Source organism: Vibrio sp. G-C-1, assembly GCF_021728015.1.
GTDB lineage: Bacteria > Pseudomonadota > Gammaproteobacteria > Enterobacterales > Vibrionaceae > Vibrio > Vibrio splendidus.
The window spans coordinates 202,572-220,649 of record NZ_JAKKCR010000003.1; the positions used below are offsets into that span (position 1 = coordinate 202,572).

General features: G+C 44.4%; 14 protein-coding genes. 8 read left to right on the forward strand and 6 right to left on the reverse strand.

Annotated features, from left to right (window positions below):
* Window positions 1–65: 65 nt before the first annotated feature.
* Window positions 66–1,073 carry an AraC family transcriptional regulator gene (locus tag L3V36_RS06265; protein ID WP_017079622.1) on the forward strand — a complete coding sequence of 336 codons (1,008 nt, stop codon included), beginning with the start codon at window positions 66–68 and terminating at the stop codon, window positions 1,071–1,073.
* Between the two features lie 9 nt (window positions 1,074–1,082).
* Here L3V36_RS06265 and L3V36_RS06270 read toward each other — a convergent pair whose 3' ends face one another.
* Both L3V36_RS06270 and L3V36_RS06275 read right to left on the reverse strand, forming a co-directional pair.
* Window positions 1,083–2,039 (reverse strand): urea transporter, encoded by a 957-nt coding sequence (locus L3V36_RS06270; RefSeq protein WP_102446829.1) that lies wholly within the window; start codon window positions 2,037–2,039, stop codon window positions 1,083–1,085.
* A gap of 82 nt (window positions 2,040–2,121) precedes the next feature.
* Window positions 2,122–2,781, reverse strand: coding sequence for a pyridoxamine 5'-phosphate oxidase family protein (locus L3V36_RS06275; RefSeq protein WP_065682306.1), 660 nt, complete (start codon window positions 2,779–2,781; stop codon window positions 2,122–2,124).
* Between the two features lie 90 nt (window positions 2,782–2,871).
* On the opposite strand from L3V36_RS06275, the gene L3V36_RS06280 reads away from it, so the two are divergent.
* A complete protein-coding gene (locus L3V36_RS06280; RefSeq protein ID WP_102446828.1) occupies window positions 2,872–4,329 on the forward strand; it encodes a PLP-dependent aminotransferase family protein in 1,458 nt (485 codons plus the stop codon).
* Between the two features lie 46 nt (window positions 4,330–4,375).
* Here L3V36_RS06280 and yjeH read toward each other — a convergent pair whose 3' ends face one another.
* A complete protein-coding gene (gene yjeH, locus L3V36_RS06285; RefSeq protein ID WP_102446827.1) occupies window positions 4,376–5,647 on the reverse strand; it encodes an L-methionine/branched-chain amino acid transporter in 1,272 nt (423 codons plus the stop codon).
* Between the two features lie 256 nt (window positions 5,648–5,903).
* On the opposite strand from yjeH, the gene L3V36_RS06290 reads away from it, so the two are divergent.
* From L3V36_RS06290 to L3V36_RS06300, 3 genes are all read left to right on the forward strand, one after another.
* Window positions 5,904–6,365: an Lrp/AsnC family transcriptional regulator gene (locus L3V36_RS06290; RefSeq protein ID WP_102446826.1), complete on the forward strand. Its 462-nt coding sequence runs from the start codon at window positions 5,904–5,906 to the stop codon at window positions 6,363–6,365.
* Window positions 6,359–7,306 (forward strand): LysR family transcriptional regulator, encoded by a 948-nt coding sequence (locus tag L3V36_RS06295; RefSeq protein ID WP_208774672.1) that lies wholly within the window; start codon window positions 6,359–6,361, stop codon window positions 7,304–7,306. The genes L3V36_RS06290 and L3V36_RS06295 overlap by 7 nt, the downstream gene beginning before the upstream one ends.
* Window positions 7,307–7,454: 148 nt before the next feature.
* Window positions 7,455–8,069, forward strand: coding sequence for a LysE family translocator (locus L3V36_RS06300; protein ID WP_029221972.1), 615 nt, complete (start codon window positions 7,455–7,457; stop codon window positions 8,067–8,069).
* Window positions 8,070–8,186: 117 nt separating this feature from the next.
* Here the strand turns inward: L3V36_RS06300 and L3V36_RS06305 are convergent, their stop codons facing one another.
* Both L3V36_RS06305 and L3V36_RS06310 read right to left on the reverse strand, forming a co-directional pair.
* The gene (locus tag L3V36_RS06305) at window positions 8,187–9,350 is read right to left on the reverse strand and encodes an alpha/beta fold hydrolase (RefSeq protein WP_102501521.1); all 1,164 of its coding nucleotides are present in this window, start codon (window positions 9,348–9,350) and stop codon (window positions 8,187–8,189) included.
* Between the two features lie 53 nt (window positions 9,351–9,403).
* The gene (locus L3V36_RS06310; protein WP_004730036.1) at window positions 9,404–9,634 is read right to left on the reverse strand and encodes a hypothetical protein; all 231 of its coding nucleotides are present in this window, start codon (window positions 9,632–9,634) and stop codon (window positions 9,404–9,406) included.
* A 273-nt stretch (window positions 9,635–9,907) separates the two neighbouring features.
* Between L3V36_RS06310 and hcp the strand changes: the two genes are divergently transcribed.
* Together hcp and L3V36_RS06320 are read left to right on the forward strand one after the other, a co-directional pair.
* The gene (gene hcp / locus L3V36_RS06315) at window positions 9,908–11,569 is read left to right on the forward strand and encodes a hydroxylamine reductase (RefSeq protein ID WP_004730037.1); all 1,662 of its coding nucleotides are present in this window, start codon (window positions 9,908–9,910) and stop codon (window positions 11,567–11,569) included.
* A 119-nt stretch (window positions 11,570–11,688) separates the two neighbouring features.
* Window positions 11,689–12,768, forward strand: a complete 1,080-nt coding sequence (locus L3V36_RS06320) for a hybrid-cluster NAD(P)-dependent oxidoreductase (protein ID WP_208774674.1) — start codon at window positions 11,689–11,691, stop codon at window positions 12,766–12,768.
* 281 nt (window positions 12,769–13,049) lie between these two features.
* Here the strand turns inward: L3V36_RS06320 and L3V36_RS06325 are convergent, their stop codons facing one another.
* The gene (locus L3V36_RS06325; RefSeq protein ID WP_004730041.1) at window positions 13,050–14,486 is read right to left on the reverse strand and encodes a glyceraldehyde-3-phosphate dehydrogenase; all 1,437 of its coding nucleotides are present in this window, start codon (window positions 14,484–14,486) and stop codon (window positions 13,050–13,052) included.
* 981 nt (window positions 14,487–15,467) lie between these two features.
* Here L3V36_RS06325 and L3V36_RS06330 point away from each other — a divergent pair.
* Complete coding sequence (locus tag L3V36_RS06330) at window positions 15,468–18,059, forward strand: ATP-binding protein (protein ID WP_108091607.1); 2,592 nt, start codon at window positions 15,468–15,470, stop codon at window positions 18,057–18,059.
* Window positions 18,060–18,078: the final 19 nt, after the last annotated feature.

Below are 18,078 nucleotides of genomic sequence, written 5' to 3' on the forward strand. Positions count from 1 at the left end.
AATTACTTTAATAATGATGCCAATATGATTTGATCAGTAATAGTGACTTCTAAGTATGGTAGCTAATGAACAATTGTAACTTCTTAAGAGCATTGGGAATTCTAGGTCTTTACCAACACGCAACGACCAATAAGTTCGTGAATGTAGAGCAATTAGGTATCCCCAAGTCGGTATTTAACAACCCGATGAGCCTTATTCCCGTTGGCGAAGTGGACAAATGGTATGGCTTGCTTGAACAGCAAACAGGCGATTCTGATATTATCTTGAAGCTTGCTGATAGGGTGGATATTGAAAGGCTAGGTCCTCTCTCGAACTGGTTTTTCTCTGGACACGATCTGGCTTCTTCTATTCGTCGAGTTAACATTGGCCTGCACTGTTTGCAGTCTGGTGCTTTTCTCTATGGCGCTCAAGTCGGTAAACTCATCAAGTGGTGTTACGACAACCCTGCGTATTCTGAGACTGGTAAAGTTCATGACTCGATTCGAGTCGCCATCTTTATGATGAAGATATTGAGACGATACTTGGGAGACGATTTTACCCCCGCAGCCGTATCTATCGCTGGTTATCGCGAAAATACTCAACTTTATCAGGAGTACTTTGGGTGCAATATTCAGTGGGGCCAACCACGGACTGAGATTTGGATACCGAGCCACTTGAGGTTGTCGATCAACCAATCACCGTCTGTCGGCAAGATGAGTTTGGCGATGAACTTCCATGACTTAGACAATTACCTCAACATGCCCGACGCCGAGGATGAGCATAAAGTGACTTATGAGATGATCAATTATAGTCGCCATTTCGGCCTGCCAACGCTACATAAAGTTTCCAGTCTACTCGGTTTATCAGAACAGCAGTTCCAACGACGATTACACAAATTGGGTGTTAACTTTTCTACCATCATGGGATACGCGTTAAGTAACGTGGCGGTGGAGCTATTGTTGTATTCAGTGCCAGTGGAAGAAGTGGCGACGAGGTTAGGTTATACCAACGTCGCGAGCTTTAATCGGATGTTTAAGAAACATCGAGGCTTGACGCCCAAGCAATATGTGGAGCGCTTAAAAACCGGACTGTGACTATGTTGCCTAACTGGCCTTCGGTTCTTGCGTTAGGCCAGATAAGTAAACCACGACCCAAGTGCTCAAAATGAAAGGGGCGGTGAGTGGTAGTAGTGACAGTTCATGAAAACCAAGTGTGATTACACAGCTTAATAGCATGCCTAATAGGGTTAACGGCCAAGGGATTCGCGGATAGAGCACAAGTGCTAAAGTGGCAAGAATGGCGTTGTACCCGTAAAGACCTTGCGCTACCAGTTCGCTAGAAGCGCCAATCAAACCGCTAAATACGGTGCTAATTATTACTGCGAGCATAATCCAAATGGCATGCTTGATATTGTTGAGTGCGATGGCAACCAAGATAACTAGCCCCGACAACGCATTTTCGATGAAGCTGACTTGGCTTATCCCTTTTAACCATGGGATCACTACTGGCGGCAGGTTGAACCACGAGTTTGCCTCAAAACTGATTATTGGTATCAATGCGGAGTTGGATGGAGAAAATGCCGATAGATCCAAGGTTGATTGGATAGCATAAATCAGCCAAGAAGTGAGGATAAAGGCGCTAGTGTAACCGCGATATTTTTTAAATCTGAATACAATGTTGGCAATCGGGACTGTGAGTACTGCGCCTAACACAGTCACTAGAACCAATAATGGTGTGACACCAAAAAAGTTACCGATAAATAAACCAATTAAAGCCCCATTTAACGCATACATACCACTATCAATATCGTAAGCTGCCTTGTTGGTGTTGGTGTTGGTGTTGGTGTTGGTGTTGGTGTTGGTGTTGGTGTAGATATAGCAACAGAAGGCTAATGCATAGCTGCAACTGGCGCCAAGCAAAGTAAGAAAAGCCAGTGCAAGTGACTCAATAGAAATGGCAAGTAATAGCAGGAGCGACGTCATAACAGACGGTGTGAAATAGACTTGCCCAATGCCATTGAGCAAGCCTTGAAATGGTTGAATATCCTTATTCGTTCTCATCGTCTGATTACATTATTTTGTCATGTTAAATTTTTGTAATTCAGATTGTATACAATTTTATTAAGTTGACCATCTTTGTGTATCAATTCTGATACCAGCGCTCACCATAGGCTTGTTGGTAATCTGGTGTTTCAATGATGCCTTCTTGCTCTGGAACCGTTTCTAAAGGCCCTACGACCGTTCGATAAGGTAATACGCCAGCCCATACTGGGATATCCATATCAGTCTTATCATCATTCACGCCATGTTTACCAATCTTCACGGAGGCTTCCGTTAAAGGTATCGCCAATAGCTCGGTTGCGGTGAGCTCTTTCTCATTACTGAGCCTCACTTCATCGGTTCTGCCCGGCGCGATTTGCTCAATAAAGATATTCAACAAGCGATCCTTTTCTTGATTGTCATCGATGACTGAAAATGACCCCAATATCACAGCAGAACGATAATGCGCGCTGTGATGAAATGCCGAACGAGCCAACACCCAACCATCGAACAAAGTGAACGTTAAGCAGGTTGGATCTCCCTTTTTTAGATCTCTCAATAAGCGACTGTTTTTGGCCCCATGAATGTAAACCATGTCATCGACTCGCCACGCGAGCATCGGGATAACCATTGGCCCTTGTTCGCCTTGCAATGCAATGTGTGCGATTAAGCTCTCATCTATGATTTGATGAAGTTTCTCTTGTTCAAATACGGCTTTATGAGCCCCTTTTTTAATCGTGGTTCTTTTCGTGTTAGATAACATAATCGCTCCTTAATCATTGCCTTTTGATTAATGTAGCGATTAACTGGTCTATTAAATAGAGCCACTTTTAAACACTATTTGGATCCAGTTATGCAGCCTATTGATGTCGGTGATCTACAGTTAGACGAACAACACGACACGCGCCAAACCGCTTTGTTTCACGCGATCAGAGAGAAGATCGTTCACGATTTATGGAGTAAGGGCAGTAAGTTACCTTCAACACGCAAGTTGGCCGTTGAGTTATCGGTGAGTCGAAATACGGTGATTTATGCGTACGAACAACTGGTTACTGAAGGCTATATCGAGAGTAAGCAAGGCTCAGGGTTTTATGTCTCAGTTGAACAACCAGAACACTTTCTAAGTTTGTCTCAACCGAAGTGTGTTCAGGATGCGAAGGTTAAACAAACGGTCAGTCAACCGACTGCAAACATAGCGACACCTAACGACATTAACCGCAGTTTTGCCCCCGGAGTTCCTGACTTAGATGCGTTCCCTTTTGCGAAATGGCAGAGGTTGCTGCAACGCCACTCTACACGTCAGAACATTGCGGGCAATCAAGAGGTTCAGGGAAGCTTAGCCTTGAGAGAAGCATTGAGCGGGTACCTTGCAAGCAGTCGTTCCGTTCATTGCAGTGCCGACCGAATCATCATCACCGCAGGTGCGCAGCAAGCCATCTCAATCGGATTAATGGCGACGTTAGCGATGGGCGACAAAATCCTTGTGGAAGAGCCCGGCTATCGACAAGTGCATAAAATTATCGATCTATTGAGGCTAGAGCTAGACGGTGTGAGTGTGCGTGAAAAGGTTGGGTTAGATATTGAAAAAGTGTTGTCCAGTAATGCTAAAGCTCTCTATGTCACGCCGAGTAATCAATACCCAATGGGCACGACCCTCAACACTGAGCAACGCCTCAAGTTGATCGATTGGGCTAACAAGCATCAGTCATGGATCATTGAAGATGACTACGACAGTGAGTTCCAGTTTGCTCATCGCCCTTATACCAGCATGCAAGGTTTGGCGGGTAAGTTAGGGTTCGATGATCGCATCATCTATGTCGGCTCTCTGAGTAAGGTGATGTTCAATGGCCTGCGATTAGGTTATTTAGTCGTGCCAGAAAGTCTAGTGGCGAAGTGTCTTGAGATTAAAGACGCGCTCACGGGAGACACGGCGTCTCATACACAAGAAGCTTTGGCGGATTTTGTTCGCGAAGGCGATTTATTGCGTCATATTAGAAAGATGCGTCGTTCATACAAACTCAAGCATGAAGCCATGATAGAAGCGATTGAAAGCGAGTTTAACGGTGATCTTGAAGTGATTAGCCAAGCGGCAGGGCTACACGTGACCGTAAAGTGGTATCAAGGCATATCTGAACATGAGTGGAGCCGTAGAGCAGAGCTTGAAAATATCATCATTCGTCCTTTTGACTTTTATGAATATGGATCAAGTGATGCTCGTGATTGGAATGGGGCGGTGTTGGGGTTTGGAAATATCCGTTTGGCTGAGATAAAGCCGAAGATCAAACAGATTGCTCGGCTTTTTTATCAGTAATATTGGTTGGGCTTGCTTACAATTTGTCGATTCATCATTAATCGAGTTATAGCTTGTCGACAGAAACGGTGGGTTTACTTTTACCTAGCCATTTACGCCAAGGGAGTGACAATGTCACAAAAATAGTGACGGCATAGAGCATCGACCAGCTTAAACAGATAAACACCAAGGTACAGATGACCAGTGAGAGCATGGCGGTGTATCTCGATGCGCCAGTCAGTAATCGGCAAGCCGCTAACATCGCAAGCAGATAAACCAGAACGAAAATACCGTTGGCTAGTTTAAGAAAGAATTCGAGATCGAGATTAGACAACTCACCAATCACACAAGAGATAAGCGCGACAAAGCCAATTGCTAAGGTTGGGTAAAGTGGTACACCACGGCTATTAAGCTGCGCCATTTTACTGATAGGAGTGTGCTGGCGAGCTTGAGCCCATATCATGCGAGACAAGCTTTGTGTGTAAAGGTTTAGGCTAGCAAAACAAGCAAAGAAACCCAGCACACTGATGACGGTTTTGAAGCCATTACCAAACAGTTGTTCTGTTACCCACGGGATGGATGCTGCATCAAATTCAGGTGAACCATAAGCGCCTAGCTTGATAATAACCACCGAGCAAGCCCAGTACACTATGCCCGCAACGAAACACCCTGCAATGATTGCTATGGGAAAGTCACGCTGTGGATTTTTAAATTCTTCTCCCATGTGAGCAAAGGCTTCTATCCCGACAAAGCACCAAAACATCACCGCTAAGGCTGCGCCAATCGACCACATCGAATCGGACGTCATGGTCGGAACTGCGATGTCAGCTGCTGTGATTTCGGCTTTCCAAACAAAGGCGCTAACCAAGGCAAAAATCGATAAGGCAATCACCGTTTGCAAGCGACCAGAAGACTTACTGCCCATCAAATTGACAGCAATAAGCAGAGCGACGGTAAAGGACTGAGCGCCAAGTGGCGTGTCGAGTGGCGCTGGTAACAGTTGTTGTGCAAAACCTCCAGCCAATGCAATCGCAGCCGGAATACCGACAGGAATAACACTCACAAACAACCAAGCCACGCTGGTTTCTAATCGCTCACTGAATGCCTGACGCACAAAATAGGCCGTGCCTCCTGCATTGGGGTAGCGCTTCCCTAATGCTGCGAAGGTTAGTGCAATCGGGCAAATGGCGATAAACAGGATTAACCACGCGAGTAGTGACAACTGTCCTGCAATGCCTGCTGCGATGGCAGGGATCATAAATAATCCAGTGCCTAGCAAGGTCGTCGAGAGTTGTCCGATTCCTGAAATAAGCGTGATTTCTTGTTTGAGTTGTGTCATTCGCTCTCCTAGCTATTGGCTTATCATATCGGCCTTCTTGTGCCTGTTTTCTGATGTTTGGGTGATGCTATGAATGAGAGCATACATTGTCGACATCAATAATACAGCTAGCGAAACGTCTTAAGACACCGTCAATTTAACGGAATTAATTTGATTAAACGTGAAAGTGTCGGCTGTCATAATGGCTGTTATAAGTAGGAAAGTTGTGTCAAATTAGGCGTTATAAATAGAACAATAAATGGAAAGAATCAGAAGCATGGATAAATTTGATCGCCAAATTTTGGATATTCTCAAAACCAATGCACGATGCTCAGTGAGCGATATCGCCCGAGATGTCAGTCTTTCGCGTTCGGCGGTGAATGCCAGAATCAAGAAACTGGAAAGCGACAAAGTGATTACGGGTTATTGTGCTCAAGTGACAGAGCCTAACCAAACGAAGAATGTGTGCGCTTACATCTCGTTGAAGTTCGACATGTCGAGCAGTGACCATAGTTGTGAGTCTTACGCGACACGAATCCAGAGTATTGATGAGGTGCAATGGTGCCACTCTATTAGCGGTGAGACTGACATGATGCTTTACGTTGAAGTGGAAAGCATGGAGCGTTTGAACCAAATCCGCGACCAGCTGCAAAGCTACCCAGAGCTTCGACACCTCATGACTCATACTGTCTTGACGGAGTTTTTCAACAAACAGAATGCGACGGTGCATTCATGTTAGGCAATATCAACTTAAACCTACTGCGCTCTCTGCATGTGCTTCTTGAAGAGTGTCATGTCAGTCGAACAGCTCAGCGTTTGCACATCACGCAGTCGGCGGTGAGCCGTCAACTGGCTCAGCTTAGAGATCTATGTGGCGATCCTTTGTTGGTTCGTGATGGTAACAAACTGGTTCCGACTAACCGTGCTTTGTTGCTCAAAGGTAAACTCGATGACTTGCTTGGAGAGTTCGACCACCTTTTAGACGATAAACCCTTTGAACCGAAAGACTGGCAGGGTGAACTGGTATTGTCTTCGAGTGACTATGTGGCTCAGTATATTCTTCCTGTTATTGTTGCAGAGGTGTCCGCCGAAGCCCCGAACATTAATTTGGCCTTCCGTTTGTGGCAGCCAAACTACCTTGAAGCTCTGAACGAGTCGGGTATTCATTTGGCTTCCAGTATGTTTCCCACAAAGCCAGAACATGTATCAAGCATTAAGCTTGGTGAAGATAAATCGGTGTGTTTAATGCGCAAGTCGCACCCATTGGCTCAACAAGCGGCTTTGAGTGCAGAAGATATTGTCAGCTACTCTCACATCAAAGTGACAGGTGGCGGAGATAAAGACAGCTACGCGGACATAGCATTGAAGAAAAAAGGGCTTAAACGAAGAGTGGCTCTGCAGGTTCCGTTCTTTTCATCCGCTGGAACCGTATTAATGCAAGACGACTATCTGATGATAGTGCCTGAACATATCGCCTATAACCTAGGTCGGCACCTCGATACTGCCTATTTTCCTTTGCCATTTGATACGGAAATGCACACCTATTGGTTAATGTGGCACCCCAAGTATGACAACGACTCTGCCCACAAATGGGCGAGAGAAAAGGCATTCCAAGCTATGCAGAAGTCGAGTTACAATATCAGTATGATTTTAAATCATAGGTGTAATTATAATCTTTGATTTCAAATAATACCTTCTGCGAATTATGGTAAGTGCTAAGTGCTAAGTGCTAAGTGCTAAGTGCTAAGTGCTAAGTGCTAAGTATTAAGTATTAAGTATTAAGCAAAGAGCGTTCCGCTGGGCGCTTTGTTTTACTAGGAATGGAATGATGACAGTAACAATTTGGTTTTCTTTATTAGCGATTTGCTTGTTGGGTGCAATGTCTCCGGGCCCAAGCTTGGCGATGATTGCAAAACACAGTCTGGCTGGTGGCCGTATGAACGGGCTTATCGCGGCTTGGTCTCACGCCGTAGGCATCGGTATTTATGCGTTCGCAACCATTGTTGGTTTAGCCGTTGTACTTGAGCAATCACCCATGTTGTTCAAAGCCATTAGTTTAGCGGGTGCAGCGTATCTGCTTTATCTCGGCGTGAATGCGTTGCGTTCGAAAGGTGGTGTTGCCGCGAAATTGGAAGCGGGTGAGCAGATGAGTTACATGCAGTCTGCTCGCGAGGCTTTCTTGATCTCTATCTTGAGCCCAAAAATCGCGCTGTTCTTCATCGCTCTGTTTAGCCAATTTGTTGCGTTAGGTAATGAACTGACCAATCAAGTGATTATCGTATCAACGCCGCTACTTGTAGACGGTTTATGGTACACATTTATCACCTTGGTGCTGTCTAGCCCTTTGATTGTTGAACGTATACGTTCGAAAGCGCAGTTGATTGACCGATTGTCAGGTGTGGTGTTGATTCTACTTGCTGTGCGTGTGGTGTGGATGATTTAGTTATCACTAGACCTTAAAATCTAAAACGGCTCACAAGAGATTATCTTGTGAGCCGTTTCTGTTTGTACTTATCTAAACGCTAAACGCTAAACGCTAACAGTTAACCGCTAAAAGAAGTTAGCCTGCTGAGTTTAGAACCGAGTCTAATTCTTTCATTGAGTCAGCAAAGTAAGGGTTATAGGTCAAACGTGCATGGTTTTTTCCATCTTCACGATATCCCCATGCTGAGTACCAAACTTCACTTGTCGCGTTGCACTGTTCTTCAAAACCTTCCTCTTGACCATTGGAGCAGATCTTCTCGCTACCATTGATTCCGTAATACGGATTGCTTGGCGAGAACAGTAAACCCATGTGAGAACCGTTCGAGATGCGTTGCTCCGGGAGTTTCATGCTGTACTGAACCGCTCGCGGATCATCGAGTGTCGTCTCACCTTGCCAGATCAAGACATTGTTTGGGTTGGGCATCGATTCAGTAAACGCTTGTTGAACGAAACTGGTGTCAATCACGCTGTCGCCTTCACTCATCATAATAAATACGGGCTTGTCGAAGTGTTTATCTTGTAAGTCATCACGAACGACTTCTGATGTCTCGTAGTAAACCGAGGCACCGTTCATTGGCAATGAGTTGTAACGCAACACGTTGTCTTCAGGATCTTGATCAGCCCAAGTGAAAAAGTAGCTTGCGAGCCCTGCGTATTGAACGGCAGACGAGCTTGGTTGAAACGCAGGAGAGAACAGCAGTAATCCGGAGATCTTTGGATCGTTCATCGCTTGCGAAGTGACGAGATTTGCGCCTGTTGAATAGCCGCCAAGCCAAACAGAATCATACTCTTGCTCAAGTAACTTGGTATGGTGAGCGACCACACCTTGCCAATCTTCTAAGCTCGGTTGCATTAGGTCACCCACACGACTGCCGTGACCAGGAAGTAAAACCGTTCTTACCAAATAACCTTGTTCGGCCAAATGGGTAGCGATGTCTTTAAACGAATAGGGTGAATCACCTAATCCATGGACCAATAACACTGCCTTGCCGTTAGGTTCGGTAGGTTTGTATTCAGTCGGGGAGTTCAGTTGAATCTCAAGCTGCTTGTCTTTTGTCATGAACACGCGGTTTTTCAGCAGCCAATCTTGGGTGTCATTGACGTAGGCATCAAAGTTGTCTTGCTGATAGCTAGGCAAGTCTGGAGATGTTTCGTAAGCGGGTATAGTTGTCTCGTTGGAACAACCAACGAGACTTAAAGTCGTTAAGGCGAGCAGCGTTAGAATGGTATTTCTATGCATTTTTTAATGTTGTCTCTGTTGTGCTTTCACTATATCTGAAACTAAAGTTTAGGTTACTTTTTGCTTGAAAGGTCTTCGTATTCACCTTCAATAACACCGGCATCACTGGTTGATGATTGACGTGTGTTCATGTGAGCTGCGAAACCCTGTTTCTTCATTTGATTCTGAATGCGTTTGCCAGTGATTAAAGCTGCAATAGCTAAAGGAATAGCAAGGATCAAGCTAGTGAATAACGCCAATAGGCCAGTAAACAACGCAACAATCGTAACTAATATATTTTTCATATTCATTCCTCTTTTTCTATGTTGTTACTATATCGCTTCTATTCTGAACGAAACATGAACACCACCAAATAATTCTAGAGAGTCACTATGACACAGGTGTGTGTGGATAGAGAGTTTATATGTAGTCATAATCACGCACTAAAATAAGGGGATAAAGATAAGGTTAATAAAATCAATGAGTTAAAAGTTGGCACGGTTGATGCTCTATAGGGTTTGGAATAAGTCACTGTAAGCAAAGTACTTACAGTTAACTAAAATATTACTGGAGCCCTTATGTTCTGTATTCAATGTGAACAAACAATTCAAACCCCAACCGTAAAAGGCTGTTCTTTCGCACAAGGTATGTGTGGTAAAACATCGGAAGTATCCGACCTTCAAGACGTGTTGGTGCATTCTCTTCAAGGTGTTTCTTTCTGGGCCAATTTAGGCCGCGCTTGCGATGTTATTGATACTGAAATTGACGAATGGGCACCAAAAGCGTTCTTCGCAACACTGACTAACGTTAACTTCGACCCTGCTCGTATTATCGAGTTCGCACAACAATCTCACGAGTTTAAGCAGCGTTTAGAGCAACAGGTACGTGCGGCTGCTACGTTGATCGGTTTTGAAATCCCAGCACTTTCGGCTGCTGCGCAATTCGATCTTCCTACAGATTCTTCAGAGCTATTGGCGCTTGCCCCTCAAGCTGCGGTAAACCGCGGTCACGACTCTCAACATGAAGATGTGATTGGTCTTCGCCTTCTTTGCCTATACGGTCTAAAAGGTGCGGCAGCCTACATGGAGCACGCGCGTGTTCTTGGTCAAACTGACAATGCTATTTTTGCTGAATACCACGAAATCATGGCTTTCTTAGGTACTGACCCATCTGACCTAAAACAACTGCTAGATACGTCTATGCAGATTGGCTTGATGAACTACAAAGTCATGGAAATGCTGGATAAAGGTGAGACAGATACATTTGGTCACCCTCAACCAACAACCGTGAACGTGAAGACTAAGAAAGGCCACTGTATTCTTGTTTCTGGTCACGACTTACATGATCTAGAAAAGATCCTTCAACAAACTGAAGGCAAGGGCATCAACGTTTACACTAACGGTGAGATGCTACCTGCACACGGTTACCCTGAACTGAACAAGTACCCACACCTTGCGGGTAACTACGGCAGCGCTTGGCAGAACCAGCAAAAAGAATTCGCTAACTTCCCTGGTGCCATCGTAATGACATCTAACTGCCTGCTTAACCCTGATGTAGGTTCTTACGCAGACCGTCTATTTACACGTAGCATCGTAGGCTGGCCGGGTGTTGATCACCTTGAAGGCGACGATTTCAGCGCAGTAATCGATTGTGCTCTTGCGCAAGAAGGCTTCAAACACGACGAGATCGAGCAAATGATCACTGTCGGTTTTGGTCGTAACGCACTGATGGAAGCGGCTCCGGCTGTTATCGAGCAAGTAAAAGAAGGCAACATCAAACACTTCTTCCTAGTCGGTGGTTGTGACGGTGACAAATCTGAACGTAGCTACTACACAGACTTCACAGCTCAAGCGCCAGAAGATTCAGTAATCCTGACACTTGCATGTGGTAAATTCCGTTTCAACAAAAACCAATTCGGCGACATTAACGGTATCCCACGTCTGTTAGATGTTGGCCAATGTAACGATGCTTACTCAGCGATTCAGCTTGCTATCGCACTGTCTCAAGAGTTTGATTGTGGTATCAACGAACTTCCGTTAACGCTAGTTCTATCTTGGTTCGAGCAAAAAGCGATCGTTATCCTGCTTACCCTGTTCGCTCTTGGTGTGAAAGGTATTTACACGGGCCCAACAGCGCCAGCTTTCCTTACAGAAAATCTACTAAAGATTATGCAAGACGAGTTCGATATGCGTTCTATCTCAACGCCAGAGCAAGATCTTAAAACAATCTTAGCGGCTTAATTTAAGCCAACTCTAAGCCCCGTTGTTGTGACGTTTTTCTAAAACAGACAACGGCGGGGCTTTTTCGATTTAAATCTTTAGTCATTTAATCATCTAGTCACTAGCAAGGTACACGAACTATGTATGCATGGTCGGATAGCGATTCAATCAATTTAGTGTGTTTAAAGAAATGGCATGAGACGCCAGATACGGTCAGCTTTGAGCTTGGCAGCGTTCCACAAGACTTACATTTCAACTTTAAGCCAGGGCAATTTATTACTCTGGGTTTGGATATGCCGGCGAAAACGGATTACCGTGCCTATTCTGTAGCGTCTTGTCCTGAAGATAACCGCCTGAAGCTGACGGTAAAGCGTGTGGAAGGTGGTTTGGTTTCGAACTTTATTGTTGATGAACTTGATGAAGGTGATGAGGTTTCTGTATTGAAGCCAGCAGGTGCGTTTAACTGTATTGATTGCATGCCAACGGCGACAAAAAAAGTAACGTTAGTGAGCGCGGGTTGCGGTATCACTCCTGTGATGGCGATGGCGAAGTATTGGTTGGCTCAAGGCAGTGATGTTGAAATCGATTTTGTTCACATGGCACGTAATCGACGCGAGACTATCTACTTTGAAGAGCTCAACCAACTCGATGAGACACACGCTCACTTTAACCTTAAGTTGCTTCTGAAAGACAGTGAAGGAACAACTGCTCCCCAAGGTCGTCTAGACAAGAGTTGGTTAGTAACACTCAGCCCAGACATCTTAGACAGAACCGTTTACTTGTGTGGGCCGGTTAGCTTTATGCAAGACATAGAGAACTACCTGAAAGAACTTGAGTTCAACATGGATAACTTCTACCAAGAAAGTTTTACTCCCGCGACTCAAAGTAATAATTCACTAGCCAATGGCAATACTGCTTCAGAAGAACTACAAGCAGAAGCATCTGCAGATTCAAATGGTGCCGTTAAGGTATTTGTTCCTGCATTTGGCGCAGAAGTAGAAGCGGAAGCGGGCACACCATTGGCTGATTCATTAGAAAAAGCAGGCGTTCCAATTATCATCGCTTGTCGTAGTGGGATTTGTGGTTCGTGTAAGTGTAAAGTAACCAAAGGTTCGGTGGAGTCAAGCAGCCAAGAGACTTTGACGCCAGAACAGATTGAGCAAGGTTATGTACTCGCGTGTTCGAGTGCGATTCAGTCAGATGTTGAGATTGAGTTGTAACAGACGTGAAGGGAAGCTTTCCAAGAGTGACGAGGATAAAGTTCTTGTCATAGCGATAAAAGTTAGCTTGCCAGATGTAAAAAGGCCACTTAGATCAGATAGAGAGAGCAGATCTAAGTGGCAACCTTCCTGTTTATACGGGGGAGTAAAACAAGAAGGGTTGCAAAGCCCATTACAGACCTCGCAGATATAATTATTATGTTGTGGAGCTGGTTACCTAAAACTGTTTATAGAATCTAAGGAAGTAATAGAATCTAAGCAATTTACAGGCTCTAAGCAGTTTATACTTCAGGGTAAGTCTTGTAGCGCACACCCATCATCTGTTCCATACAGTGAACAACCTGACAGCTGTAGCCAAACTCGTTGTCATACCAAATGTACAGAACAGCACGGTTGTCTTGTGCGATAGTCGCAACACCGTCAACCACACCAGGGTGGCGAGAGCCAACCAAGTCCGTCGATACAATCTCAGTCGAATCTGTGTAATCAATTTGTGCAGACAGAGAAGAAGACAGCGCCATTTCACGCAGGTACTCGTTCAATTCTTCTTTGTTTGTGCCTTTCTCAAGGTTTAGGTTTGCTACTGCCATTGAAACATTTGGCGTAGGTACGCGAATCGCATTACCTGTTAGCTTACCTTCCATTTCTGGCATCGCTTTTGATACCGCTTTAGCAGCACCAGTCGATGTCAGTACCATGTTCAATGATGCAGCACGACCACGACGATCGCCTGAGTGGAAGTTATCGATTAGGTTTTGGTCATTGGTAAATGAGTGAACCGTTTCAATGTGACCAGACAGTACGCCGAATTTGTCGTGAACCGCTTTCAATACTGGCGTGATTGCGTTTGTCGTACAGCTTGCAGCAGAGATGATCGTGTCTTCTGGTTGAATGACATTCTCGTTCACACCAAATACGACGTTCTTGATGTCGCCTTTGCCTGGCGCAGTCAGTAGTACTTTCTTCGCACCGTTACACGCAACGTGTTGGCTTAGGCCTTCAGCGTCACGCCATACACCTGTGTTATCAACCACAAGTGCATTTTCAATACCGTAAGTCGTGTAATCTACTTCTTCTGGCTTGTTTGCGTAGATAACTTGAATGAAGTTGCCGTTAACGATGATTGCTTTACGTTCTTGGTCAACTACGATGCTGCCGTTGAACTGGCCGTGAACAGAGTCACGACGAAGTAGGCTAGCACGCTTTTCTAGGTCGCCGTCTTTGCCACCACGTACAACGATTGCACGTAAACGAAGTGGGTAACCTGGGCCACTTTTCTCGATCAATAGACGAGTTAGCAGTCGGCCAATACGACCAAAACCGTACAATACAACGTCACGAGGTTCTGTCATTGCATCGCCTTGAAGCGATTCTACAAGTGCAGTTTGTAGAAAATCATCCAATCCGTGAGTGTCTTCGCGATCTTGCCAGAATGCATGGGCAAGGCGACCAACATCAATACGACATGGAGACAAGTCCATAGAGAGAAGGTGTTGAATGATTGGTTGAGTCTGTTCTGCTGTAAGAGGAGAACCAGTGTAACGTTTTGCGATACGGTGAGCTTTGATGATGTCGATAGTTGTCGCGTTAACCAGGGTCTTACCGAAGAGGATAACTTCTACGCCTTTTTGACGGTATAACTGACCTAAAGTTGGAGCGATGGATTCAGCAATAGTTTGACTAGTTTGCCAGTCTAGGAGGTGCTTTTCGGGACTCATCTTTACTCGGGACCTTTCACGTTAAGTTTCTGCATTCATGGCGGTTGTAGGGAAGCCAATCAGCATAGGGGATTTGAGGCATCAGGCTGTGGTCTTTATTGCCACTTAAATGTGCTTGATATGCCTTGTGTGCAACTTGTAATTTTTATGTGGCAGGATTGTAAGGTACGACGGGTTATTCTGCTAGGAAAAATAAATGCAGACAAATTATCTGTAAGTTGGCTTTATATTAGCCATAAATCAAGTTTTTAGTGTCGATAAAGACTATTGACTTTAACAATCTGTAGCACTTATTTTTCGCCAAAAAATACTCAAATCAAAATATTATATGTAATAAAAGTCATAGTGATCATTAAAGATGTGATCGTTAGCTCAAGTTACACGTAAACAGTAAACGACAAATAAGGTGATTAATGCGTTTTCTTGTTCGACCTTTAAATACGTCGAATTCGAGTGCGAAAAGTGCATGACGCAAACGATTGGATCTCACAAATTTCACTTAACTTCGGTGTTTGTTGGTTTATAGAGTCATTACTCCCAACCTTGTGGAGCCGAGAAGCGTGGCCGTTTGCTTATTATGCGAGTGATAATAACTGGATAAAGCTTGCTTCGTTAAACTTCACTTGTTCATACCTCGTTTGTTTACAGCTCTCTCATCTATACTCCTCCTGTTTAAACATCTTGTGTCTAGAGCTCGCGTGTTTAAAGCACACTTGTTTAAAGCATATTTGTTTTAACTCTATCTGTTTAAGTAACAGCCCCCCTTTAAAGCCTAAACATGGAGGTAAGTTGATCATAATTTACCGTTCTGGGCTCAGAGTATCGTTTGTTCATATCCAATTTGATCAATAAGTCCTGTTAATGTCCTATTCTTAACTTGGGCTAGGTAAAATTACTTTCGGGAAGGGAGTCGTTATAAAAATGATAAACATGTCAATTAGATGGCGTCTTATATTTCTTTCCACGGTTTCTGTATTCATCATGTTTGGTTTTACAGTCAATGAAGTGCTCAAGAACGATAAGAAGATGAATCACCTTGAAACAACTCGTATTAAGGTTGAAGCGCTTCAATCTTTTAATACCGTTTCCAGCGATGCTTATCGATGGTTGGTTCTGTCTAATGACTCTCCAGAGAAAGAGCTGCTGCTTTTAAAGCTGCAAGCTGATTTAGCTAGACTCGCTCAGTACGAGAAACAGCTTCAACAGTTCGACAGCAATTGGACTGTTGAACCACAGTTGGTTGAGCTTAAGAGTGTGTTAGCGAAACTTGCTCGCGTAACCTCCAGTATGAACAGCGACGCAACACAGATTACTGACAACAACACGCAACTGACAGAGCAGGCCTTCGATTTGCTAAAAGGCGTGTTAATGGAGCTATCTGAGTATCGCATTAACATCGTGGACGAAAAGATCAGTCAAGCTGACGCGATGTTTATTAATCTTACTCACTACGTGTTTTGGACTCAGCGAGAAGCGTGGTTGAGCTACCGCTTGTATCGTTCTCCAGAGCTGATAGATCAATATTTATTGAGTTATGTTGGTGCTTTAGAAAGGCAGCAGCAGTTATTAGATACGTTTTTCCGTTCTGGAAGCCGTTCGCCTGAAATTGGGAAGCTATTAAGTACGTTTTCTAAAGATGAATTTCAAAACCGTTTTACAGCTCGAATCCTCAAAGGTGACTTCTCGTCGCCTGAAATATATGAACATGTGGAAGGTTTAGAGCGAAAGAAGTTAGCGATTTCAAAGGCAGTGGGTGCTTACACTAAGCAATTACAGTTTGATCTGACCAAAAATATAGCGCTGCAAAAAAGGCAAACCTTGGTTATGACATTGCTTATTCTTGTCGTGTCAGGTGTGTTGTTATGGCTTGGTGTAGCGACATCTATTCGCTTAAATCGAAACCTATCGATTATTTTGAAAGGGGTGTCTGAATGCGCCGATAGCTACGGCAAGCCCAAGGTCATTCATATTCAAGGCAACGATGAACTTGCCGAGTTCACTGAAACTTTGAATCGAGTGATGGAGCGCAACTATCAACATAACAAAGAGTTAGTAGAAGCAAAGGAAGATGCAATTTCGGCTAACAAGGCCAAGAGCGCATTTTTAGCCAATATGTCCCATGAGATACGTACACCACTCAACGGGATTATTGGGATGGCTGAGATCTTATCTCAAAGCCAACTGAGCGCGAATCAACAAGAAGTGTTAGGAGACATCGAATCGTCTTCTCACTCATTACTGGTTCTGCTTAATGACATTCTTGACCTGTCCAAAATCGAGTCGGGCAACTTAATGCTATCGCCACACAATGCTGATCTGAGAGAGGCGGTTTACGACTCAGTCAGTGTGATTTTATCCAAAGCGATAAGTAAGGATATCGAACTCGACATCAATATCGATTCCCAAACCCCACCGCAGCTGTTTTTCGATGAGTACCGTGTAAGGCAGGTGCTGACCAATTTGCTGTCTAACGCCATCAAGTTTACGTCAAAGGGCACGATTACGACGGACATTGCATACACACCTATGTCTTTGGGTAGAGGCAAGCTGGAATGCAGTGTGTCTGATACTGGAATTGGGATTGAGCCAGAGAAGCTAGAGTCCATATTTGAACCTTTCACTCAAGAAGATGGCAGCATTACTCGCCAATTCGGTGGGACAGGGTTAGGCCTTGCGATTTGCCGACAGCTTGTTGATTTGATGGGGGGTTACATTACCGCGCGTTCAGTGAAAGGAGAGGGCTCAACGTTCACTTTTTGTTTGTATGTCGACACTGTCGAAACTCATGTTCAAACCTTCGACAACCTAAGCCGTGCGACTATTATCTCGAATTCTTTTAACTATCTAGATCAACTGGTCAAAGAGTGTGAACGCTTAAATGTTCGACCTAATGTTGTGTCATCCATTTCGGATCTTGATGAAAACCTGAAAGAAAGTGACTTCATACTTTATTGTCATACGCTGCATCACTCCATGGATAAAGATCTTGCGACGCTGAAGGCGTTATACCCTTTGGCTCGCGTTATCGTGTGTCAGCATCATCTCTTTAAAACCAATCTAATCACAGAAACGGTTCACTCAACTCATACATTGCCATTCTTGGGTCGACGATTCTTAAACAGCTTACAATCGCTTGATGTTGGTGAAGAACAAGCGCCGACGGTGGAAGCAAAAGATGAAGAGGTTCGCTCTCTGAATCGACGTATTCTGATTGTTGAAGATAACCTAATGAATCAGAAGATAGCGAGCTTCTTCCTTGAGCAAGCGGGTTATGAATATTTGATTGCCAGTAATGGCCAAGAAGCGGTGGATGTCATCACTCAAGGCGCTCAGTTTGATGCCATCTTAATGGACTGCATGATGCCTGTTATGGATGGTATAACGGCGACCCGTGCGATTCGACAGTGGGAGACTGACCAACAAGCCGCACCATTACCTATCATTGCTTTAACCGCCAGTGTTTTGGAAGAAGACATCAAAGATTGCTTTGAAGCAGGCATGAATGCCTATTTGCCGAAACCTTATAAATCCCACCAACTGTATGACCTGTTCAGTAGCCTTGATATTGTCTAACTGGCTCATTATCAAGGCT